This is a genomic window from Pseudomonas sp. SWRI22, assembly GCF_014268395.2.
GTDB classification, from domain to species: domain Bacteria; phylum Pseudomonadota; class Gammaproteobacteria; order Pseudomonadales; family Pseudomonadaceae; genus Aquipseudomonas; species Aquipseudomonas paracarnis.
Genome location: NZ_JABWQK020000001.1, coordinates 3,569,821 through 3,588,431 on the forward strand (window position 1 = coordinate 3,569,821; position 18,611 = coordinate 3,588,431).

General features: G+C 62.0%; 15 protein-coding genes. 7 read left to right on the plus strand and 8 right to left on the minus strand.

Annotated elements, in window-relative coordinates; all coding sequences use genetic code 11:
* Nucleotides 1-64 precede the first annotated feature (64 nt).
* The 5 genes from HU730_RS15655 to HU730_RS15675 all read left to right on the plus strand — a co-directional run bounded on the left by HU730_RS15655 (nt 65) and on the right by HU730_RS15675 (nt 6,571).
* Nucleotides 65-2,575 (plus strand): TonB-dependent receptor, encoded by a 2,511-nt coding sequence (locus HU730_RS15655; RefSeq protein WP_186527409.1) that lies wholly within the window; start codon nt 65-67, stop codon nt 2,573-2,575.
* Nucleotides 2,576-2,745: 170 nt separating this feature from the next.
* Nucleotides 2,746-4,611, plus strand: coding sequence for a phytase (locus HU730_RS15660; RefSeq protein WP_169922154.1), 1,866 nt, complete (start codon nt 2,746-2,748; stop codon nt 4,609-4,611).
* A gap of 47 nt (nt 4,612-4,658) precedes the next feature.
* Nucleotides 4,659-5,351, plus strand: a complete 693-nt coding sequence (tolQ, locus tag HU730_RS15665; protein ID WP_034127398.1) for a protein TolQ — start codon at nt 4,659-4,661, stop codon at nt 5,349-5,351.
* A gap of 15 nt (nt 5,352-5,366) precedes the next feature.
* A complete protein-coding gene (tolR, locus tag HU730_RS15670; protein WP_034127399.1) occupies nt 5,367-5,813 on the plus strand; it encodes a protein TolR in 447 nt (148 codons plus the stop codon).
* The gene (locus tag HU730_RS15675; protein WP_034127400.1) at nt 5,810-6,571 is read left to right on the plus strand and encodes an energy transducer TonB; all 762 of its coding nucleotides are present in this window, start codon (nt 5,810-5,812) and stop codon (nt 6,569-6,571) included. Before tolR ends, HU730_RS15675 begins: the two co-directional genes overlap by 4 nt.
* A 222-nt stretch (nt 6,572-6,793) precedes the next feature.
* Here HU730_RS15675 and HU730_RS15680 read toward each other — a convergent pair whose 3' ends face one another.
* From HU730_RS15680 to HU730_RS15705, 6 genes are all read right to left on the minus strand, one after another.
* Entirely contained in the window at nt 6,794-7,741 is a 948-nt protein-coding gene (locus HU730_RS15680) for a D-isomer specific 2-hydroxyacid dehydrogenase family protein (RefSeq protein WP_034127401.1), read from the minus strand.
* Nucleotides 7,738-8,907, minus strand: coding sequence for an acyl-CoA dehydrogenase family protein (locus HU730_RS15685; protein ID WP_034127402.1), 1,170 nt, complete (start codon nt 8,905-8,907; stop codon nt 7,738-7,740). Before HU730_RS15685 ends, HU730_RS15680 begins: the two co-directional genes overlap by 4 nt.
* Before the next feature lie 161 nt (nt 8,908-9,068).
* Complete coding sequence (locus HU730_RS15690) at nt 9,069-10,409, minus strand: LLM class flavin-dependent oxidoreductase (RefSeq protein ID WP_034127403.1); 1,341 nt, start codon at nt 10,407-10,409, stop codon at nt 9,069-9,071.
* 10 nt (nt 10,410-10,419) lie between these two features.
* Nucleotides 10,420-11,394, minus strand: a complete 975-nt coding sequence (locus HU730_RS15695) for an ABC transporter substrate-binding protein (RefSeq protein WP_034127404.1) — start codon at nt 11,392-11,394, stop codon at nt 10,420-10,422.
* 82 nt (nt 11,395-11,476) lie between these two features.
* Nucleotides 11,477-13,060 (minus strand): rhodanese-related sulfurtransferase, encoded by a 1,584-nt coding sequence (locus tag HU730_RS15700; RefSeq protein WP_186527408.1) that lies wholly within the window; start codon nt 13,058-13,060, stop codon nt 11,477-11,479.
* On the minus strand, nt 13,057-13,668 hold the full coding sequence (locus HU730_RS15705; RefSeq protein ID WP_054898673.1) for a cysteine dioxygenase: 612 nt from the start codon (nt 13,666-13,668) through the stop codon (nt 13,057-13,059). Before HU730_RS15705 ends, HU730_RS15700 begins: the two co-directional genes overlap by 4 nt.
* 213 nt (nt 13,669-13,881) lie before the next feature.
* On the opposite strand from HU730_RS15705, the gene HU730_RS15710 reads away from it, so the two are divergent.
* Nucleotides 13,882-14,787, plus strand: coding sequence for a LysR family transcriptional regulator (locus HU730_RS15710; protein ID WP_186527407.1), 906 nt, complete (start codon nt 13,882-13,884; stop codon nt 14,785-14,787).
* A 624-nt stretch (nt 14,788-15,411) separates the two neighbouring features.
* Here the strand turns inward: HU730_RS15710 and HU730_RS15715 are convergent.
* Nucleotides 15,412-16,197, minus strand: a complete 786-nt coding sequence (locus HU730_RS15715) for a DeoR/GlpR family DNA-binding transcription regulator (RefSeq protein ID WP_186527406.1) — start codon at nt 16,195-16,197, stop codon at nt 15,412-15,414.
* Between the two features lie 120 nt (nt 16,198-16,317).
* Between HU730_RS15715 and HU730_RS15720 the strand changes: the two genes are divergently transcribed.
* Nucleotides 16,318-17,478 (plus strand): alpha-hydroxy acid oxidase, encoded by a 1,161-nt coding sequence (locus HU730_RS15720; RefSeq protein WP_057974864.1) that lies wholly within the window; start codon nt 16,318-16,320, stop codon nt 17,476-17,478.
* Between the two features lie 192 nt (nt 17,479-17,670).
* On the opposite strand, the gene HU730_RS15725 is transcribed toward HU730_RS15720, so the two are convergent.
* Entirely contained in the window at nt 17,671-18,597 is a 927-nt protein-coding gene (locus tag HU730_RS15725; RefSeq protein ID WP_054898677.1) for an alpha/beta hydrolase, read from the minus strand.
* Between the last annotated feature and the right edge of the window lie 14 nt (nt 18,598-18,611).

An 18,611-nucleotide genomic window follows, 5' to 3' on the forward strand; every position in this document is an offset into this window, starting at 1 on the left:
CTAGCGTGCCCTCCCAGTTGCCGGGCCCCTTGCCTGGCGCCAACGGATTCTTGGGGAGGGTTTCATGTACAAGCGCACCGGGCTCGTCAGCTTTACGCTTACCGCCTTGGCTCTGGCGATAGCCTGCGAGCGGCTCAACGCCGCGGAAGCGGCCACCGAGCATGTCGATGTGGTCGGCCAAGCCGCTGCGATCGACAGCGCCCTCAAGGAGCAGCGCTCTTCCGACAGTATCAAGAGCGTGGTGCATGCCGACGGCGTCGCCCAGTTGCCGGATGAGAACGTTGCCGAGGCGGTGCAGCGCTTGCCGGGCATCAGCGTTGAACGTGACCAGGGCGAAGGCCGCTTTGTCAGCGTGCGCGGCCTGGGCCCGGACCTCAACAGCGTGACCATCAACGGCACCCTGGTGCCATCCCCCGAGAGCGAGCGCCGCGCCGTGGCCCTCGATGTTCTGCCTTCGGAATTGGTGCAGTCGCTGTCGGTGATCAAGACGCTCACACCGGACATGGACGCCAACTCCCTCGGCGGCACCGTCGATGTGAAAAGCCTTTCGGCGTTCGACCACAAGGGCCTGTTCTATACCGGCAGCACCGAGGCCAGTTACGACAAGAACACGCACCAGACCAGCCCCAAATTCTCCGGCGCCGCCAGTAACCGGTTCAGCCTCGGCGACGGTATCGACAACTTTGGCGTGGCCGCGGCCCTCAGTTGGCAGAAGCGTGATTTCGGCTCGGACAACGTCGAAACCGGCGGCGCCTGGGACTTCAGCAACGGCGCCCGGCTCAACGAATTCGAGCAGCGCGACTACGACATCAGCCGTGAACGCGCCGGTGGTGGCCTTAACTTCGATTACAAGCCCGATGACCTGAGCAGCTACTACCTGCGCACCCTCTACAGTCGCTACAAGGACACCGAAACCCGCAACGCTGCCAGCCTCGAGTTTGCTGACCCGCAAGCGCCCGCCGAATTGGGCGACGCCGAGGGCAAACGCGAGCTCAAGAACCGCGAGGAAACCCAGCAAATCCAGTCCTACGTAGTGGGCGGTGAACGCATGCTCGGCCTGTGGACCTTGAGCGGCCAGGCCGGTTACAGCCGTTCCAGCGAAGACAGCCCGGGGCATATTGCCGGTGCGACCTTCGACGGCGGTGACTTTGCCGACAGCGGCTTTTACGACACGGCCAAGCCGCGCCCGATCATCGGCAGTGGTTTCTACGACCCCGCCAATTTCAGCCTCGACAAAGTCGACTGGGAAAAACAGCACACCCAGGACACCGAGAAGAACCTGCGCCTGGACCTGGCCCGCGACTATGACCTCAGCGGTTACGCATCCCAGTTCAAGTTCGGCGGCAAGGTCAGCCGGCGCCACAAGGACAATGACCTGGAGGCCTGGGTCTACAAGGACCTGGATGAACAGGGCTTGAGCGATGAACAACTCAACCTCACGCAGTTCCAGAAGGGCAACGTCGACTACCGCCTCGGCCGCTTTGGCCCAGGTATCAGCGCGGGCAATATCCGTCAGTTGATCGGCGGCCTCAATCGCGATGACTTCTATGACCCGACGGAATCCACGGTCAACGACTTCACCATCCGCGAAGACATCAATGCCGGCTACCTGATGAACACCGTCGATATTGACGACTGGCGCTTCATCGCCGGTATGCGTTACGAGGGTACCGAGTTCGAAGCCAAGGGCACCGGTGCCACGGACGGCCAGTTCAGCGCCACCGAGACCAAGCGCCGTTATCACCACTGGCTGCCGGGCCTGCATGCGCGCTACCAGATTGACAAGAACACCCAAGTGCGCGCCGCCTGGACCAAATCGGTGGTGCGTCCGACCTTTGGCCAACTGGCCCCGGGTTTTGTGATTGACGATGACGAGGCCACGTTCGGCAACCCGGACCTCAAGCCTCTGGAATCAAGCAACCTGGACCTGGGCATCGAGCATTTCATGGGCCGTGCCGGTACCGTGTCGGCCTTCGTGTTCTACAAAGACATCCAGAACTTCGTCTACAACACCGACGTGGCTGGTACCGGTGCCTGGGCCAACTTCGCCGAGGCGCACACCTTTGCCAACGGCGACAGCGCCAAACTGTATGGCCTGGAACTGGCCTACTCACAGAAGTTCGACTGGCTGCCTGCGCCATGGAACGGCCTGATGATCGGTGCCAACAGCACCTTCAGCCGTTCCAGCGCGGACATCGAGGGCTTCGACAGTGCCAGTGGGCGCAATCGCAAGCGCAACATCAGCCTGCCCAACCAGTCGGACACGGTCGGCAACCTGATGCTCGGTTGGGAAGACGACACCCTCAGCCTGCGCCTGTCGGCCAATTACAAATCGGCCTATTTGTACGAGTTGGCGTCGATCAATGACAAGGCCCATGACCTGCACGTCGACGCGCAAACCTTCGTTGATTTCAGTGCGCGCTACTCACTGACCAAGAACCTGCAGGTCAGTTTCGAGGCACAGAACCTCACCGACGAGTCGTACTTCGTCTATACCGGCCACCGTAGCTACAACGGCCAGTACGAAGAGTACGGTCCCACCTACAAGTTGGGCCTGACCTTTACCCATTTCTAACCCTGGCCCCTGTAGGAGCGAGCTCGCTCGCGAAAAACTTCAACGATGACGCGGGGCGCCTGAATGAATGCGGCGCCTGGGAGTTTTTCGCGAGCAAGCTCGCTCCTACAGGGCATCAGGGCAAGCCCTCCCAAACGGGATCTCCATTGTTTTCGAAGGATTGTCTGTTCATGAGAATTTCCAAGCTGTGCCTGCTGGTCGTACTGGTTAGCAGCGCCAATGCGTTCGCCACTGACCTACCGCTGACCCCTTGGGCACCCAGCCTGAACGCCCAGGCCGTTGCCTTCCTGCCCGGCGGCACCCAGCGCGTGGCCGCCAGTGCCCGCGACGGCCTGCTGCTGCTCGACGATAAAGGCGTCGAACTGGCCCGCTTCAAAGGCCGTTTCAGCAGCCTCGACACACGCGCTGCCGGTACTCACTCGCTGATCGCCAGCCTCGATAACGACCGCCAGCAGGCCTTGCTGATCGGTCTCGATGGCGCCGGCAAAACCTGGGGTACGCCGCTGTACCTGCCGACCCGCGACTTCGCGGTAAATAGCCTGTGCCTCTATCGCGATTCGGCGGCCAACCTGTTTGTGTTTCTGGTCGGTGAAGAGGGCAAGGGCGAGCAGTGGCTGGTGGGCAATGGTTCGACGCTGTTGGCCCAGGCGCAGCGTGTTCGCAACCTGCCACTGCCTCCATCGGCGCAATTCTGCCAAGTGGACGATGCGGCCGAACGATTGGTGGTGAATGAGCAAAACGTCGGCTGGTGGGCCTACCCGGCGCACCCGGAAGCCGAGGTGAAGCGCATGCCCGTGGCGCTGTTCGACGATCCCCAGCGCGAAGCAGGCGCCATGGCACTGGTGCCGGGCGGGATGCTCGCGTTGGACCCGAAAACCGCGCAATTGCACCTGTTCCAGCAAGTCGGGGAACGTTGGGTTGAGCAACCCAGCCTGGCCTTGCCGGGCCTCAAGGAACCGGAGCAGTTGGTAATACAGGGCCGGCAGGTGCTGGTGCGGGACGACGACAGCGAGCAGCTCTATCAGGGCCGCCTTGACTGGCAAGCCACGCCGGTGCCGGTTGCGCCGATACTTGCGCAAGTCGCCGCACTGCGCCAGACCGAACCCGTGGGTCGCCAAGGCGACGCGGCGGATGACCCGGCCATCTGGGTTCACCCTGAAACGCCGGCCAAAAGTCGTGTGCTGGGGACCAACAAGAAACAGGGCCTGCTGGCCTACGATCTTGACGGCAAGCTGTTGCAGGAGCTGGCAGTGGGGCGCCTGAACAATGTCGACATACGCCCTGGCTTCAAACTCGGTACGCACACCGTCGACCTGGCCGTGGCGAGTAATCGCGACCGCAATAGCCTGAGCCTGTTCAGCATCGACCGCCAGAGCGGCGAGTTGCTTGAAGCCGGTGAGGTCCCCACGCCACTCAAGGACATCTACGGCATCTGCCTGTACCAGCCCGCCAGCGGTGAGCTCTACGCGTTCGCCAATGACAAGGATGGCACCTTCCTGCAATACCGCCTGAGTGCACCGGCTGGCCGTGTGCAGGGCGAGTTGGTGCGTCAGTTCAAGGTCGACAGCCAGCCCGAGGGCTGCGTGGCCGATGACCAGCGCCAACGCTTGTTTATCGGTGAGGAAGATGTCGGTGTGTGGGCGATGGATGCCCGTGCCGACCAACCGGCCACGCTCACTCCGGTGATCAAAGTCGGCCCGCAACTGCACGCAGATGTCGAAGGCCTGGCGCTGTATCAAAGCCCCGCGCGGGATTACCTGGTGATCTCCAGCCAAGGCAATGACAGCTACCTGGTGCTGGACGCCGAGCCGCCATTCGCTGTGCACGGCGCCTTGCGCGTTGGCCTCAATGCGGCCGCAGGCATTGATGGCGCCTCGGAAACCGATGGCCTGGAGGTCACTGCCGTCAACCTCGGTGGGCCATGGAGCCAGGGCATGCTGGTGGTACAGGACGGGCGCAAGCGCATGCCCGAGCAAGCCCAGAACTTCAAGTTTGTGCCCTGGGCCGAGGTGAGCCGCGCGTTGAAATTACCCTGAGCTGTCATCACGCAGTCATCCGTTTTTAATCGAATAGGAGCTTTACCATGCACGCGACGATGGAACATATGACGATCTGGAGTTTGATCAGCGACGCTAGCCTGTTGGTCAAGGCTGTGATGGTCACTTTGTTGCTGGCTTCCTTGTTCAGCTGGTATCTGATCATTCAGCGCAGCAGTGTGCTGCGTGGTCTGGAACGGCAGCTCAACGGCTTCCTGGCGCGCTTTCGCGTGGCGTCGGACCTGCAACCCTTGTATCGCGACACCGTGCAGGCGGGCGAGGGCGGTGTGGCGCCGATCTTTATTGCCGGCATGCAGGAATACCAGCATCTGCACCACCACGATCCGGCAGTGCTCGAGGGTGTGGAGCGCGCCTTGCAGGTAGCGATCACCGAGCAGGAACTTGAGCTGGAAAAGGGCCTGCAATTTCTGGCGACGGTGGGGTCGGTCAGCCCCTATATCGGCCTGTTCGGGACTGTATGGGGCATCATGAATTCGTTCCTCGGCTTGTCGCAGGTGCAACAGGCCACGCTATCGACCGTGGCACCGGGTATTGCAGAAGCCTTGATTGCCACGGCCATTGGCCTGTTTGCGGCGATTCCGGCAGTGATCGCCTATAACCGTTTCGCGGCCCGCAGCCAGACCTTGCTCACGCGCTACTACGCTTTCGGCAATGAACTGCAAGTGCACCTGCACCGCATGCTGCGCGGTACCTCGATCAACCTGGCCGTGGCCGCCTGAACAAGGAGCAAAGCGATGTTGATCAGGCCGCAACGCAAGCACGGGCCCAAGGCCGAGATGAATGTGGTGCCCTACATCGACGTGATGCTGGTGCTGCTGGTGATCTTCATGGTCACTGCGCCCATGCTCACCCAGGGCGTAAAGATCGAACTGCCCAAGGTCGCCGCCGAGGCGCTGGCCACCGATACGCGCCAGCAGATCCTGACGTTGTCGGTGAAGGCGGACGGTGGCTACTACTGGAACCTGGGTGGCGAGCTGGATACGCGCCAGCAGACCGATAGCGCGGTGACCCTGGAAGAAATGAGCGCCAAGGTCATGCAGGTGGTGGCGGCGCGCAGCGATACCCAGGTGTATATCCGCGCTGACGACAATGCAGGTTATGGCCGTGTAGTGGCGGCCATGGCGGTGCTGCAGAAGGGCGGCGTCAGCAATCTTGGGCTGGTGACAGAGGCCCCACAATGACAACGATGATCCTGCACAGTCCGGCACTGGCCTTGGCGCCCAACGGCGATGGTTTATGGCGTAAAGGCCTGGCAGCGAGTCTGGCCGTGGCGCTACATGGTGCGGTGGCAGTGGCGTTGATGCTGGGCTGGTCGACGGAGCGACCAGGGGTGGATGCGCCGCGGGTGATGCACACGCAGTTGGTGGTTTTACCCGCTCCGGCGCCGGCGCCTGTGCCGACACCCGAGCCCGTAGCTGCCGCGCTGGCAGAACCTGTTGTCATCCCGGTACCGACCAGGCCGACGGTTGATCCGCAGGTGCAGGCGCAAAAGCTCGAGAAAGCCGCGCTGGCGCGCAAGCGGGTTGAAGAAAAGAAACTCGAGCAACAACAGCAGCGCATGGCGACCGAGCAGCGCAATCGGGAGTTGGAACAGCAACGTCTGAGTCAGGAGCGTGCCGCTTCGGAAAAAGCCCGAGCCGCCGTGCCTGCGCCTACCCCTGCATTCGACATCCGCCAGTACCAACCCTTGAGCAAGGCCGCCCCCGACTACCCCGAACGCGCCCTGGACAAGAACATCGAAGGCGACTGCTCGGTGGAGTACACCGTCAACATCCAGGGGCACGTTGAAACCCCCAAGGTATTGGAAGGCTGTCACCCGTTGTTCATCAGGCCCTCATTGGCGGCGGCCAATACTTTTCGCTACCAGCCGAGAATCGTCGATGGCAAAGCTGTTGCCGTACCGGCAGTGCGCAACACCTTCCACTACCGCATCAAATGAGCTTCCCCGCCACCTTCCCAAAACCTGTGAGAGCTGGTTTGCCGGCGATAGCGGTGGCTCAGTTGAATATTCAGTGACTGACACACCGCGCTCCCACAGGGATCTGTGCCAGGCGCTGATTTTTTTTGGGCAATGCATGACCAGTGTGGGAGCTGGCTTGCCTGCGATAGCGGTGGCTCAGTTGAATATTCAGTGGCTGGCCCCCCCTTTGCGGGCAAGCCGTCAGACATTCGCGAGGTTACTTAACTCGAGGCCCGCCACATACCGTTCCAGATTAGCCAGGAACGTATCCGCAATTTCCTCCTTGCTGCGGGTCGAAATAGCCGAAGTATGCGGCGACAGCCGTACCATTGGATGGCTGTACAGCGGATGCCCATCGGGCAGTGGCTCTGGCTCGGTGACGTCGAGGGAAGCCAGGCCGATCTGGCCGTTATCCAACGCGTGCAACAGCGCTTGCTGATCGAGCAGGCCACCGCGGGCGATATTGATCAGGTGCAGCCCCGGCTTGGCGCTGGCCAGTACATTACGATTGATGATATGCCGCGTTGCTTCCGTCAGGGGGGCCGCCACCACCAGGTGATCGGCGCGGGCAAACAGGTCGTGGATGTCCTTGGCCGCTTCCACGCCATCGAGGCCGAACGGGGTTGTGCTTTGACGCAGCGCCACGACCTTGAACCCCAGTGCCAGAGCCTTTTGCGCCAGGCTTGTGCCAATCGCGCCAAAGCCCAAAAGGCCCAGCGTGGTGCCCTTGAGCGGCCGCAGCGCGGTGAACTGCCACTGGGCATCCTTTACCCAGATGTCCGGCAAATGCTTGGCCGCGGCAAAGATCGCCGCCAGGGCGAACTCGGCCAGGTTCTCGGCGGCGCTGCCACGGGAAGTGGTCACGGGTGGGCCGTTGAATAGCCACTGAGGGTAGAAGTCGATACCCGACGACACCAGGTGCACCCACTGTGCGCCGTAGGGCCAGCCCGGTGGCGGGGTGTCGGGGGCGGTGTAGCCCCGCACATTGATCGGGCGCAGCAGCAGGATATTGGCGTGGGGCGGCAAGTCACTGGGCACACCGACCGGCACGCCGATTACCTGGGCTTCGGGGTGAAGTGGGGCAAGGCGCTCCCGGATCACCTGGTTGTAATCTTCGTCCAGTTGGCTGGCAATAATCACCTGGCTCATGTGCGTTCCTTTTGGCGCTGGTTGAACACAGCTTTGCCGACGCCTTGCAGCACGGCGTCATTTTGCGGAGTGTGGACGCGGCTGCACAGCACATCGCGGTAATGCCGTTGCAGTGGGCTGTGCCGTGACAGGCCAGGGTTGCCCGAGGCTTCGATGGCCAGCTCGACCGCACGGATCGCATTGCCGGTCACCAGGTACTTCACTTGTGCGGCATTGGCCGTCGGCGTGTGCCCTGCGGCAGCAGCATCGAGCAGGCTACGGTTGGCAAACAGCAAAGTGTCGATATGGCCGACGGTCTCCTGAAAACGCGGCAGGGTGGACAGTGCCGCGCCGAGATTCGACGGCGTGCGCTCCTCCAGCCAGTCCACCAGCCAGTCTCGTGCCGCCTGGGCCACGGCGTCGTACACCGAGGACAACAACACCGACATCCAGAGGAATCCTTCGCCATCCAGCTCCGCTTGCGGGGCGCTCCAGGGGCTGACGCTGACCGCATGGTCCAGGGGCACCCATACGTTGTCCAACACCACCTCATGGCTGCAGGTGGCGCGCATGCCCAAGTGGTCCCAGGTGTCGATGATGCTGACGCCGGGGCTGGCCTTGGGCACCAGCCAGGCGCCCACCAGCGGGTCGGCGTCATCGCTGCGCGCCCACACGCTGAACCAGCTCAGGCCATGGCTGCCGGTGGAGTAGAGCTTGCGCCCACTGATACGCCAGCCGTCGGCGGTGCGCACGGCGGTGGTGGCCGGCAAACCGCCACGGGCTGGGGTGCCAAGGTCAGGTTCGACACGCAGGGCATTGATCAGCGCGCCGTTCTGCGCTGCCTCCTGCGCGACCTGCACGCGCAGGTGTGCGGGCCAGCTCTGGTTGTCTTGCAGGCGGGCGTGTTGCAGGTATTGCATCACCAGGATCAATGCCGTGGACGGTTCGCCCTTGGCGATGGCGCTGATGACCTTGCGCGCCTGGGACAGGCTGGCGCCACCGCCGCCGAGTTTTTTCGGCACGGTCAGGGCGATGAGTTGGTGTTGGTGCAGGAGCTTGAAATTAGCGTGGGGGAAGGTGCCGCTTTCGTCATAGAGGGGCGCGGTACTGGCCAGCTCGGCGCTGAGATGATCAAGCAGGGCGTCGAAATCGACGGCTTCCACAGCCTTGAGAGACGGTTGAGTCATAAGTCTGTACTCGGTCAAAAATGTGGGAGGGTGGCAAGCCCTGACCCCCTTGTAGGAGCGAGCTTGCTCGCGAAAAACTCACAGGCACCGCGTTTATTCAGGAAGTACGCGTTATCGTGGGCGTTCTTCGCGAGCAAGCTCGCTCCTACAGGGGGTAGCATTCAGGCCAGGGCTTGTTCGGTGGCTTCGATCACGCTGTAGCGGTTCGCTGGCACTTCCAGGCCGAGGTTGTCCCGTAGGGTGTGGCCGCTGTACTCGGTACGGAACAACCCTCGCTGTTGAAGCACAGGCACCACCAACTCAGTGAAATACTGCAGGCCATCCGGCAGTACCGAGTTGATGATGAAACCATCGCTGGCGCCGCTCTCGAACCAGGTCTGAATAGCATCCGCGACCTGTTCCGGGGTGCCGACAAAGTCGCGCTGGGGCCGTGAGAAACGCAGGGCCACTTCGCGCAGGGTCAGGCCTTCGTCACGGGCCAGTTGCTTGATACGTTCGGAGCCACCTTTCTGGCTGTTGGCGCCCAGGTCGCCCAGTTCAGGGAAGGGCGCATCCAGCGGGTACTGGCTGAAATCATGGTCGTTGAACGGCCGGCCGAGGGCGACAATGGCGTCTTCCACGGTGACCAGCGCCACGGCTTGCTGGTAGCGGCTTTCCACTTCGGCGGCATCGCGCCCGACAATCGGGCGGATGCCCGGCAGGATCGACAGGCTGTCCGGGTCGCGGCCAAAGCCCTTGGCGCGGCGTTTCAAATCGGCGCTGTAGGCCTTGGCCTCATCGATAGTTTCCACATGCACGAAAATCGCATCGGCGTTTTCAGCGGCAAAGTTACGCCCATCCTCCGAAGTGCCTGCCTGGAAAATCGCCGGTTGGCCCTGGCGCGAACGCGCGATGTTCAGCGGGCCTTTGACCGAGAAGAATTCGCCCTTGTGGTTAAGCGCATGCAACTTGCCTGGGGTGAAGAATTCGCCGCTGTGTTTGTTATAGGCAAAGGCGTCGTCCTCCCAGGAATCCCACAGACCCTTGACCACATTCAGGTGTTCCTTGGCGATGCGGTAGCGCACGGCGTGGGGCGGATGCTCGGCCTTGCCGAAGTTATCGGCGGTGCCACTCAGCCACGAGGTGACGACGTTCCAGCCGGCGCGGCCGCCGCTGATGTGGTCCAGGGAGGCGAACTGGCGTGCTACCTGGTAAGGCTCGGTGTAGCTGACGGTCACTGTGGCGACCAGGCCGATGTGAGTGGTCAGCGCGGCCAGGGCCGAGAGGATCGTCAGCGGCTCGAAACGGTTGAGGTAATGGGGGCTGGACTTGGGGTGGATATGCAGGCTGTCGGCGATGAACACGAAGTCGAACCGGGCGGCTTCGGCCAGTTCGGTCTGCTGCTTGTAGAAGCCGAAATTCGTGCTGGCGTCGGGTTGTGCCTGCGGGTGGCGCCATTCGCCCCAACCGTGGCCGACACCGTGCACCATGGCACCGAGTTTCAATTGACGTGGCTTGCTCATGTTCTGCTCCTTAGCGCGAGGCTTGTTCGAGGGGGATACGCTTGGCGTTGAAGCTGGAATCGAAGCCCTGGGAGACGTCGATGTGTTGGCTCAGCAGGCCTTCTTTTACATAGGTGTCGGCGGTGGCTTGCAGGCCATGGATCACCGTATCGTCAATCGTGACCGGGGAAAGATGGGTGTCCTGGGCCACTTCTATATGCACGGCCAGTGGCAGGCCAGTGATCTTGGCCTGGGCAGCGGCGTATTGCTCGGGATGGGTATTGGCCCAGGCGTAGGCGCGATCAATGCGGGCGACAAAGTCGTCCAGTTGCACGCGCTTGTCGGCAATGGCTTGGCCGGTGGCGGCGAAGTACAGATGATTGCTCAGCAGGTGCTTGCCGCTCACCAGCACGCGAGCATTGCTCTGTGAGGTGACCACGGTGGTGTAAGGGTCCCACGTCGCCCAGGCATCGGCGGTGCCGTTGTCGAGTACCAGCCGGGATTCGGCGGGCAGCAGGAAGATGAACTGCACATCCTGGGTGGTCAGCCCGGCATCGTTCAGGGCCTTGATCGCCAGGTAGTGCCCGATGGAGCCGCGCCCGGTGACGATTTTCTTGCCCTTGAGGTCGGCCGCGTTCTTGATCGGCGAATCCTTGGGCACCAGCAGCGCCGTGGTGTTACGGCCTTCGGCATGGATGATGCTGATCACCTTGATCGAGGCACCGGCGCCGAGGGCGAACACATAAGGGGCATCGCCCAGGGCGCCGACATCCACAGCGCCGGCGTTCAGCGCTTCGCCCAGGGGCGAGGCCGAGGGGAATTCCGACCATTTGATCTCGTAAGGCACGTTCTGGCTTTCGCCCGAGGCTTCCAGCAGTGCCTTGATCGTGGATTTCTGGTTGGCCACGCGCAGCGGTTGCAGGTCGCCAGCCTGGACGGTGGAAAGCACGCCGAAGGCCAGGGCGGCGCCCCACAGCAGGCGTTTGAATGGGAGGGCATACAGCATGAGAAAAACTCCAGGCGTTGGGTAAAGGGAGATACCTCCGCCTGGAGAAGGGGTCGGTTGGGCGAAACGATGCAGCGGTGAATCAGATCACGTAGAAGCCATGGGTGCCGTCGCGGGCCAGTTGCTCCACGAGGCCGAACTCCCAATCCAGGTAAGCCTGCATGGCTTCCCGTGGGTTGTCGGTGCCTTCGTACGGGCGGCGGTAGCGGTCGATACGCGGGGAAGCCAGGTGGCTTTCGCCTGACTCAAGGGGCAGTTGCGCATGGATCCAGCCAGCCGTGCCGTCCTGCAGCAAAAAGACCGGCTTGCCGGTGAGGGCCTCGACTTCCGGCACGGCCAGGCGCGCCAGTTGGCTGCTGCCGCAGGTCAACACATAGCGCTGGGCGCTCGGTACCTTGCTCAGGGCCTCGGGCAGTTGCGCGCGCAGCACCCACCAGGCGCCGGGGATATGACGTTTCACGTAGTTGGCGCTGGCCGTGAAGTCCAGCACCTGCGTGTCGCCATGGCCGAGCCAGTCGGCAAGGGTGTGGGGGCTGATCAGTTCGGCCTGGGGCGGCGGCGGTACTGGCGCGACCCATGCGCCGCGCTCGCTGAAGTGCTCCGCTTGCAGGTCATCCAATACGTACACCTGCCAGCCCAACTGGGCCAGCCACGACGCGGACATATTGGCGCGCACACCGTCGTCGTCCACCAGGACCAGGCGCGCACCGCGCACACTGGCAACGTGGTCGGTTTCCTGCACCAGTTGCCCGCCCGGGGTGGCGCGGGCGCCCGGCAGGTGGCCGGCTTCGAATTCTTCTACGGTGCGCACATCGAACAGGTAGGTGGTGCGGGTCGCGTCCTGTTGCCAGCGGTGCAGATCATTGAGCGTCGCACGCTTGACCTCGGCTTTATCGGCAACACCATGTGCCTTTTGGGCGGCGAGTTGGCGATGGTTTTCCGAGGTCGGCGCAAAGCGGCGCGCCTGGCCATGGTCGAGGGTCTGCCCGGCCAAGGTCCAGCCGATGGTGCCGTTGCGCAGGGCTGCCACCGGGTTGGGGAGGCCGGCGTTGATCAACGACTGAGTGCCGATAATGCTGCGGGTGCGCCCGGCGCAATTGACGATAATGCGCGTAGACGGATCGGGCGCCAGCTCACGGGCGCGCAACACCAACTCGGCCCCCGGCACGCTGATGCTGCTGGGGATGCTCATGGTCTGGTATTCGTCGAAACGGCGCGCATCGAGCACCACCACATCGGCCTGGCTGTCGAGCAGGGCCTGGACCTCTTCGGCGGCCAGGGACGGCGTGTGACGCTGGTTCTCTACCAGTTCGCCAAACGCCTTGCTGGGTACATTGACGTCGATAAACAGCTCGCCACCGGCCCGACGCCAACCGTCCAGCCCATCCTCCAGCAGGCTGACCTGGGTGTAGCCCAGTGCAACCAGGCGTTTGGCGGCGCGGTGGGCCAGCCCTTCGCCGTTGTCGTACAGGGTGACCTGGGTATCGCGGCGTGGAATGCGCGCGTACACCTCCAGTTCCAGCTTGGACAAGGGGATATTCGCGGCGAACAGAGGATGGGCCTCGGCAAAGGGGGCTTCTTCGCGCACGTCGATCAGCGCGACTTCTTCGCGTGCCAACAGGGCCTGGCGAATCTGCGCAAAGCTGCGGGTCGATAGGGTGGTCATAGGGCAGGGCTCTTTTCTTTGGACAGGTCCCAGATGTTCGGGAGATAGGCGTTGGAATAACCGGAGATAAACAGTTTCTCGCTGCCGTCGGGTTGATACACCGCCCGGCGCACCGCACCGATATTGGCGCCGTATACATGGATGCTGATGGACACCTGATCGCCGTGGGCATTGCTGACTTGGTGGATATCGCCGACCTTGGGCGACACTGCCTCGACCTGGCCCGGCAGCAATTGCACGGGTTCGCCTCGCGCTATCAGGCTGGCGCCCGGCGCCCGGGCAAACCCCTGGGAAACCTCCGCCCCGCGCAACATGCCGATCAGCCCCCACACCCTGTGGTCATGAATCGGCGTGCGTTGCCCTGGCCCCCATACAAAGCTGACCACGCTGAACCGCTGGCGCGAATCGGCATGCAGCAAAAATTGCTGGTAGCGCTCGGGGTCGGGCTGGGCGAACTCGTCGGGCAGCCAATCATCGTGGCTGACCAGTTGCGCCAGCAGCTTGCCGCCACGGTGCAGCAGGTCGCCTTCACGCGGGTTGCCGTCGATCAATTCCGCCAGGGCGCCTATGAAGGCTCTGAGTCTCTCGGGGTGTCGGGCCTGGGTCATGACCATTCCATCGGGCTGTTGGTATGCTTTTATCTAAGCATAATGTTTATTTTTAATATGCTATTTTTTAATGATTAGCTTATAGCCGGAGGTAATTTAGAACCGGTTTGAATAGTGTTAGACGTTATTGATCACTGGCTGGGCTATCCAGACCTGTGTGCGGCCACTATGCTTCACGCACATCTTAATGACTGATCTGTATGTGCGGCCCAAATGAAAATTGACGATATCGATGCCTTTGTCGAAGTGATTCGTTGCCAGTCCATCAGCCATGCCGCCGCGTCGTTGCAGCTGACCCAGCCAGCCATCACCCGCCGCGTGCAGAACTTCGAGCAGGCCCTGGGAGTGGAGTTGTTCGACCGCAACACCAAGCCCCTCAAGCCAACGCTGATCGGTACCCGTGTCTATGAGCAATGCCGGTTGATCCTGCGCGAGATGGATGCCCTGCGCGAACTGGTGGCTACCGATGCGCCGCCCACCGGCGTGCTGCGCCTGGGCGTACCGCAGACCATCGGCGATGTGGTGCTGCTGGACGCACTCAAGCACCTGCGCAGCGAATACGCCGACTTGCGCGCCCAGGTTGCCACCGGCTGGGGCAGCCAATTGGTCGGCAAGATTGAACGCGGCGAACTGGATGCGGCGGTGGCGTTGTTCCCCGCAGGCAAGATCTTCCCGGACAACCTGGTCGGTGAGTCCATCGGCAAGATGGAGTTGGTGGTGGTCTGTGCCAAGGCGCAGTTGCCGAAGAAGCCTTGCAAGCTGGCGGACGTGTACCAGAGCGGTTGGATCCTCAACCCGGACGGTTGCGGGTTCCGTGCGGGGTTGCAGCGCACCTTGTCTGACCAGGGCCTGGCGCTGCGGGTGAACCTGGAAACCTTCGGCACCGAACTGCAACTGGGCCTGGTGGCCGACGGCCTCGGCCTTGGCCTGGTGCCACGTCCGTTGCTGGAACGCAGTGCTCATCGCGAGCACCTGACGGCGATGCCCCTCAAGGACTTCAAGCCGGTGATGGATTTGTGGCTGATCTATCCGCATTTTCTCGGCAACCTGCAAGGGCCGGTGGATGCGTTTGGTCAATGGGTGGCGGATGCTTTGCACAAGATTCGCAGCGCTGCCTGACGCTCTGCCAGCCGACATTTACCTACCTGACACCCCGCAATCCAACTGTGGGAGCTGGCTTGCCTGCGATAGCGGCCTGACAGCCGATACAGGGTGTCAGACCGAGTACATATCCATTCCTGCGGTAACGGCTACTTAGGGTTCCGCTTTTACAGCGGCTCACTTTTGAAAAGAGCCGGAATGCCGGCCCAGCCAAAAGTAAGCAAAAGGCTCTTGCCCCACCACTCGGCACCTCGCCCAGGCTCGGTGTGCCCGTAATCCGCCAGTGATTTGGGGGGCCGCCGCCACGCGCCATCCATGGCGCGGGGCGGCTAAACCGGCATCCCTGCCGGTTTACCCCCCAAATCCCTGTCGAATTCCGGCCAGCGTGGTTTAACGGGGCGCCTAAGATCAAGATCAAAAGCAGATCAAGAGCAAGAGCAAGAGCAAGAGCAAGAGCAAGAGCAAGAGCAAGAGCAAGAGCGGCTCGCTTCGCATCGTGGTTACCGTCTCCAGATGGCCGGCTTGCCCTTTTTGTAGGAGCGAGCTTGCTCGCGAAAAACACTCAGGCGCCGCGTTCATTCAGGAAACCCGCGTTATTGTTGACGTTTTCGCGAGCAAGCTCGCTCCTACACAGGGTTTGCATCACTGCACGTCCACCCGCTGCACCTGCAACCCCAACTGTTCATATGCCTGCACATCCGGCGCATCCCACTCGGTAATCAGCGTATGAATACGGCTGCAAGGCGCCACCACAAAGGGTTCCACCGCGCCGAGCTTGTCTGAGGTGGTCACGGCGATGACGTGGGACGCGCTGTCGAGCAAGGCTTGCTTGACGGCGACTTCACCAAAATGCAGCGAGGTGATGCCCACTTGCGGATGCAGTGCGCAAACCCCGGTGAACAACAGGTCGGCCTTGACGCTCTGGATCAGCCGCACCGCGTCATGGCCGCCGGTGGAGAGCGTGGCGGGGTTGAGTTGGCCACCGGCCAGGATCACTTTTATATGCGGATGGTCGGCCAGGGCGATGGCGATCATGGGGGATGGCGTGACCACGGTCAGGTGCAGTGCATGGGGTAAGCACTGTGCAATCTGCAAGGTGGTGGAGCCAGAATCGAACAGCACGATCTGGCCGTCTTCAACCCGCTCCGCCGCCACGCGAGCGAGGTGGCGCTTGACCTCGTTGGTTTCCCCGACACGGGTAAAGAAATCCTTGCCGGTGTCCTTGGGTCGGGGCAGGGCGCCGCCGTGTACGCGTTGCAACAGGCCGGCCGCGGCGAGCTCGCCGAGGTCGCGGCGGATGGTGTCCTGGGACACGGCAAAATGCTCGACCAACTCAGATGCGGTGACCTTGCCGTCGCGTTCCAGCAACAACAAGATTTTCTGTTTGCGCAGGGAAGGCAAGTCGATGGCTTGATGAGTGCTATGCATGTTTGTGCGCTTTATTGCGGGTTTGTGCGAGATTAATCGCCGGCCCATCTAAACGCAACGGCTGGTTGCCCACGCTCCTGCCGGTTACTCTCTGTGTTCAGTTCAGGGAGAGGTCACCCGATGCCGTTGATCACAACCATCGAAGACTTACGCAAGCTGGCGCAAAAACGTGTCCCCCGCATGTTCTACGACTACGCCGATTCCGGCTCCTGGACTGAGAGCACCTACCGCGCCAACGAAACTGATTTTGCGCGTATAAAGTTCCGCCAACGGGTGGCGCGCAATATCGACGAGCGTTCGATCCGCGCCAGCATGATCGGCCAGGACATGGCCATGCCTGTGGCGTTGGCGCCGACTGGCCTGGCGGGCATGCAGCACGCCGATGGCGAAATCCTCACTGCCCGTGCCGCTGCTGCGTTCGGGCTGCGCTACACCTTGTCGACCATGAGTATCTGTTCGCTGGAAGACATCGCCGAGCATGTCGGCCAGCCGTTCTGGTTCCAGTTGTATGTGATGCGCGACCGCAGTTTTATTGAGCAGTTGATCGAGCGCGCCAAGGCGGCCGGGGTGGATGCCTTGGTGCTGACCCTGGATTTGCAGATTCTGGGGCAGCGCCACAAGGACTTGATCAATGGTTTGTCCGCGCCGCCCAAGCTGACTCTGCCAAACATTCTCAACATGATCACCAAGCCGCGCTGGGTGATGGGCATGCTGGGTACCCAGCGGCGTGGTTTCGGCAATATCGTCGGGCATGTGAAGGGCGTGGCCGACATGAGTTCGCTGTCGTCGTGGACCGCCCAGCAATTTGACCCGCGCCTGAGCTGGGACGATGTGGCGTGGATCAAGCGGTGCTGGGGCGGCAAGCTGATCATCAAGGGCATTCTCGATGTGGAGGATGCGCGCTTGGCGGCCGATTGCGGTGCCGATGCGTTGGTGGTGAGTAACCACGGTGGCCGCCAGCTTGATGGCGCGCCGTCGAGCATCAGCCAATTGCCGGCGATTGTCGAGGCCGTGGGCAACCGCATTGAAGTGTGGCTCGACGGCGGTATTCGTTCCGGCCAGGACGTGCTCAAGGCCATGGCGCTGGGCGCCAAGGGCACCATGATTGGCCGCCCGCACTTGTATGGGCTAGGGGCTATGGGCGAGGCGGGCGTGACCAAGGCCCTCGATATCATCGCCCGCGAACTGGATGTGTCGATGGCGCTCTGTGGCTATAAGGATATACGCGAAGTGAATCGCGAAATCCTGTTGCCCGGTACCTTTCCTGGAAGCACGGCTTGAGCAAAAAAAACGTAAAAATATAAAAAGAGTTGTCCACGAAAACCGTGGGTATCTCTGTGGATAACTTTGCGAAGGCCCGGCAGCGTTGGCGATTTCAGCGAAGGTCATTATTTGATCAACTTGTATTTCGGGCCAACATGGCCAGGGTTTGCGCTTGACAGCCAAGCGCGAACCCAGTGCCGAAAAGCGTATTTATGAGGCGTTATCGCGGCCTGTGGAGTGTGTTACCACCTGAGCCGGCATCTTCGTGCGCATCAGGTTTTCCAGCGCCTGGCCATAGCTGCGTCCGGCGAGGTTCATGCTGTTGTTATGGCTGGCACCTGGCACCAGCAACAGGTGTTTGGGTTGCTGCGCGGCTTCGAATAACTGCTGGCTGAAGCGCGGCGGCACGTAGCGGTCGTCAAGGCCGTGGACCACCAGCAGCGGCATGTGGATGTCGGCAATCTTGTCGATGGAATCGAACTTCTGCGACAGCAACCAGCGTACCGGCAATGAGGTGTTGGCAACGGCCGTGGCGACATCCGCCAGGGAGGTGAACGTGGACTCGATCACCAGCCCACGCACCGGCAATGGCACCTGCTTGCCCAACTCGGCAGCGAGGTCGATGGCGACCGCGCCACCCAGGGAGTGCCCGTAGATCAGGCGTTTGCCGGGGTCTGGTTGCAGGGTCTGGAAACGCTCCCAGGCAATGCGTGCGTCCTCGTACACCGTGGCTTCCGAGGGCAGGTCGCCCTGGCTTTGGCCAAAGCCGCGATAGTCGATGGCCAGGACCGAAAAGCCCAGGGCATGCAATTGCTCGATGCGAAACAATTGGCCCGTGAGGTTCCAGCGTACCCCGTGCAGGTAGAGGATGGCGGGCGCGTCTTTGTTGGCTGCCGGGTACCACCAGCCATGAATGTTCTGCCCTGCTTTGAAACTGGCGGGCGTGAGTTCGAATTCCTGCACCGCCTTGGGCAGGCCGGTGTACCAGCCGGCGGTTCCCGGCTCGATGCGAAACACAAGTTCGCGCTCCTTGTGTTGCAACACGGCGCAGCCGACCGGCAGGCCGACAATCAACACGGCCATGCACAGCCAGACAAGCCAGCGCAGGCCCCGGCGGGGCATAGAAACAGAAGACATGAAGGTTCCAGAAC

Coding starts and splice junctions, on each gene's coding strand:
- HU730_RS15655 (WP_186527409.1), top strand. CDS start 65: ATGTACAAGCGCACCGGGCTCGTCAGCTTTACGCTTACCGCCTTGGCT.
- HU730_RS15660 (WP_169922154.1), top strand. CDS start 2,746: ATGAGAATTTCCAAGCTGTGCCTGCTGGTCGTACTGGTTAGCAGCGCC.
- tolQ (WP_034127398.1), top strand. CDS start 4,659: ATGCACGCGACGATGGAACATATGACGATCTGGAGTTTGATCAGCGAC.
- tolR (WP_034127399.1), top strand. CDS start 5,367: ATGTTGATCAGGCCGCAACGCAAGCACGGGCCCAAGGCCGAGATGAAT.
- HU730_RS15675 (WP_034127400.1), top strand. CDS start 5,810: ATGACAACGATGATCCTGCACAGTCCGGCACTGGCCTTGGCGCCCAAC.
- HU730_RS15680 (WP_034127401.1), bottom strand. CDS start 7,741: ATGAGCCAGGTGATTATTGCCAGCCAACTGGACGAAGATTACAACCAG.
- HU730_RS15685 (WP_034127402.1), bottom strand. CDS start 8,907: ATGACTCAACCGTCTCTCAAGGCTGTGGAAGCCGTCGATTTCGACGCC.
- HU730_RS15690 (WP_034127403.1), bottom strand. CDS start 10,409: ATGAGCAAGCCACGTCAATTGAAACTCGGTGCCATGGTGCACGGTGTC.
- HU730_RS15695 (WP_034127404.1), bottom strand. CDS start 11,394: ATGCTGTATGCCCTCCCATTCAAACGCCTGCTGTGGGGCGCCGCCCTG.
- HU730_RS15700 (WP_186527408.1), bottom strand. CDS start 13,060: ATGACCACCCTATCGACCCGCAGCTTTGCGCAGATTCGCCAGGCCCTG.
- HU730_RS15705 (WP_054898673.1), bottom strand. CDS start 13,668: ATGACCCAGGCCCGACACCCCGAGAGACTCAGAGCCTTCATAGGCGCC.
- HU730_RS15710 (WP_186527407.1), top strand. CDS start 13,882: ATGAAAATTGACGATATCGATGCCTTTGTCGAAGTGATTCGTTGCCAG.
- HU730_RS15715 (WP_186527406.1), bottom strand. CDS start 16,197: ATGCATAGCACTCATCAAGCCATCGACTTGCCTTCCCTGCGCAAACAG.
- HU730_RS15720 (WP_057974864.1), top strand. CDS start 16,318: ATGCCGTTGATCACAACCATCGAAGACTTACGCAAGCTGGCGCAAAAA.
- HU730_RS15725 (WP_054898677.1), bottom strand. CDS start 18,597: ATGTCTTCTGTTTCTATGCCCCGCCGGGGCCTGCGCTGGCTTGTCTGG.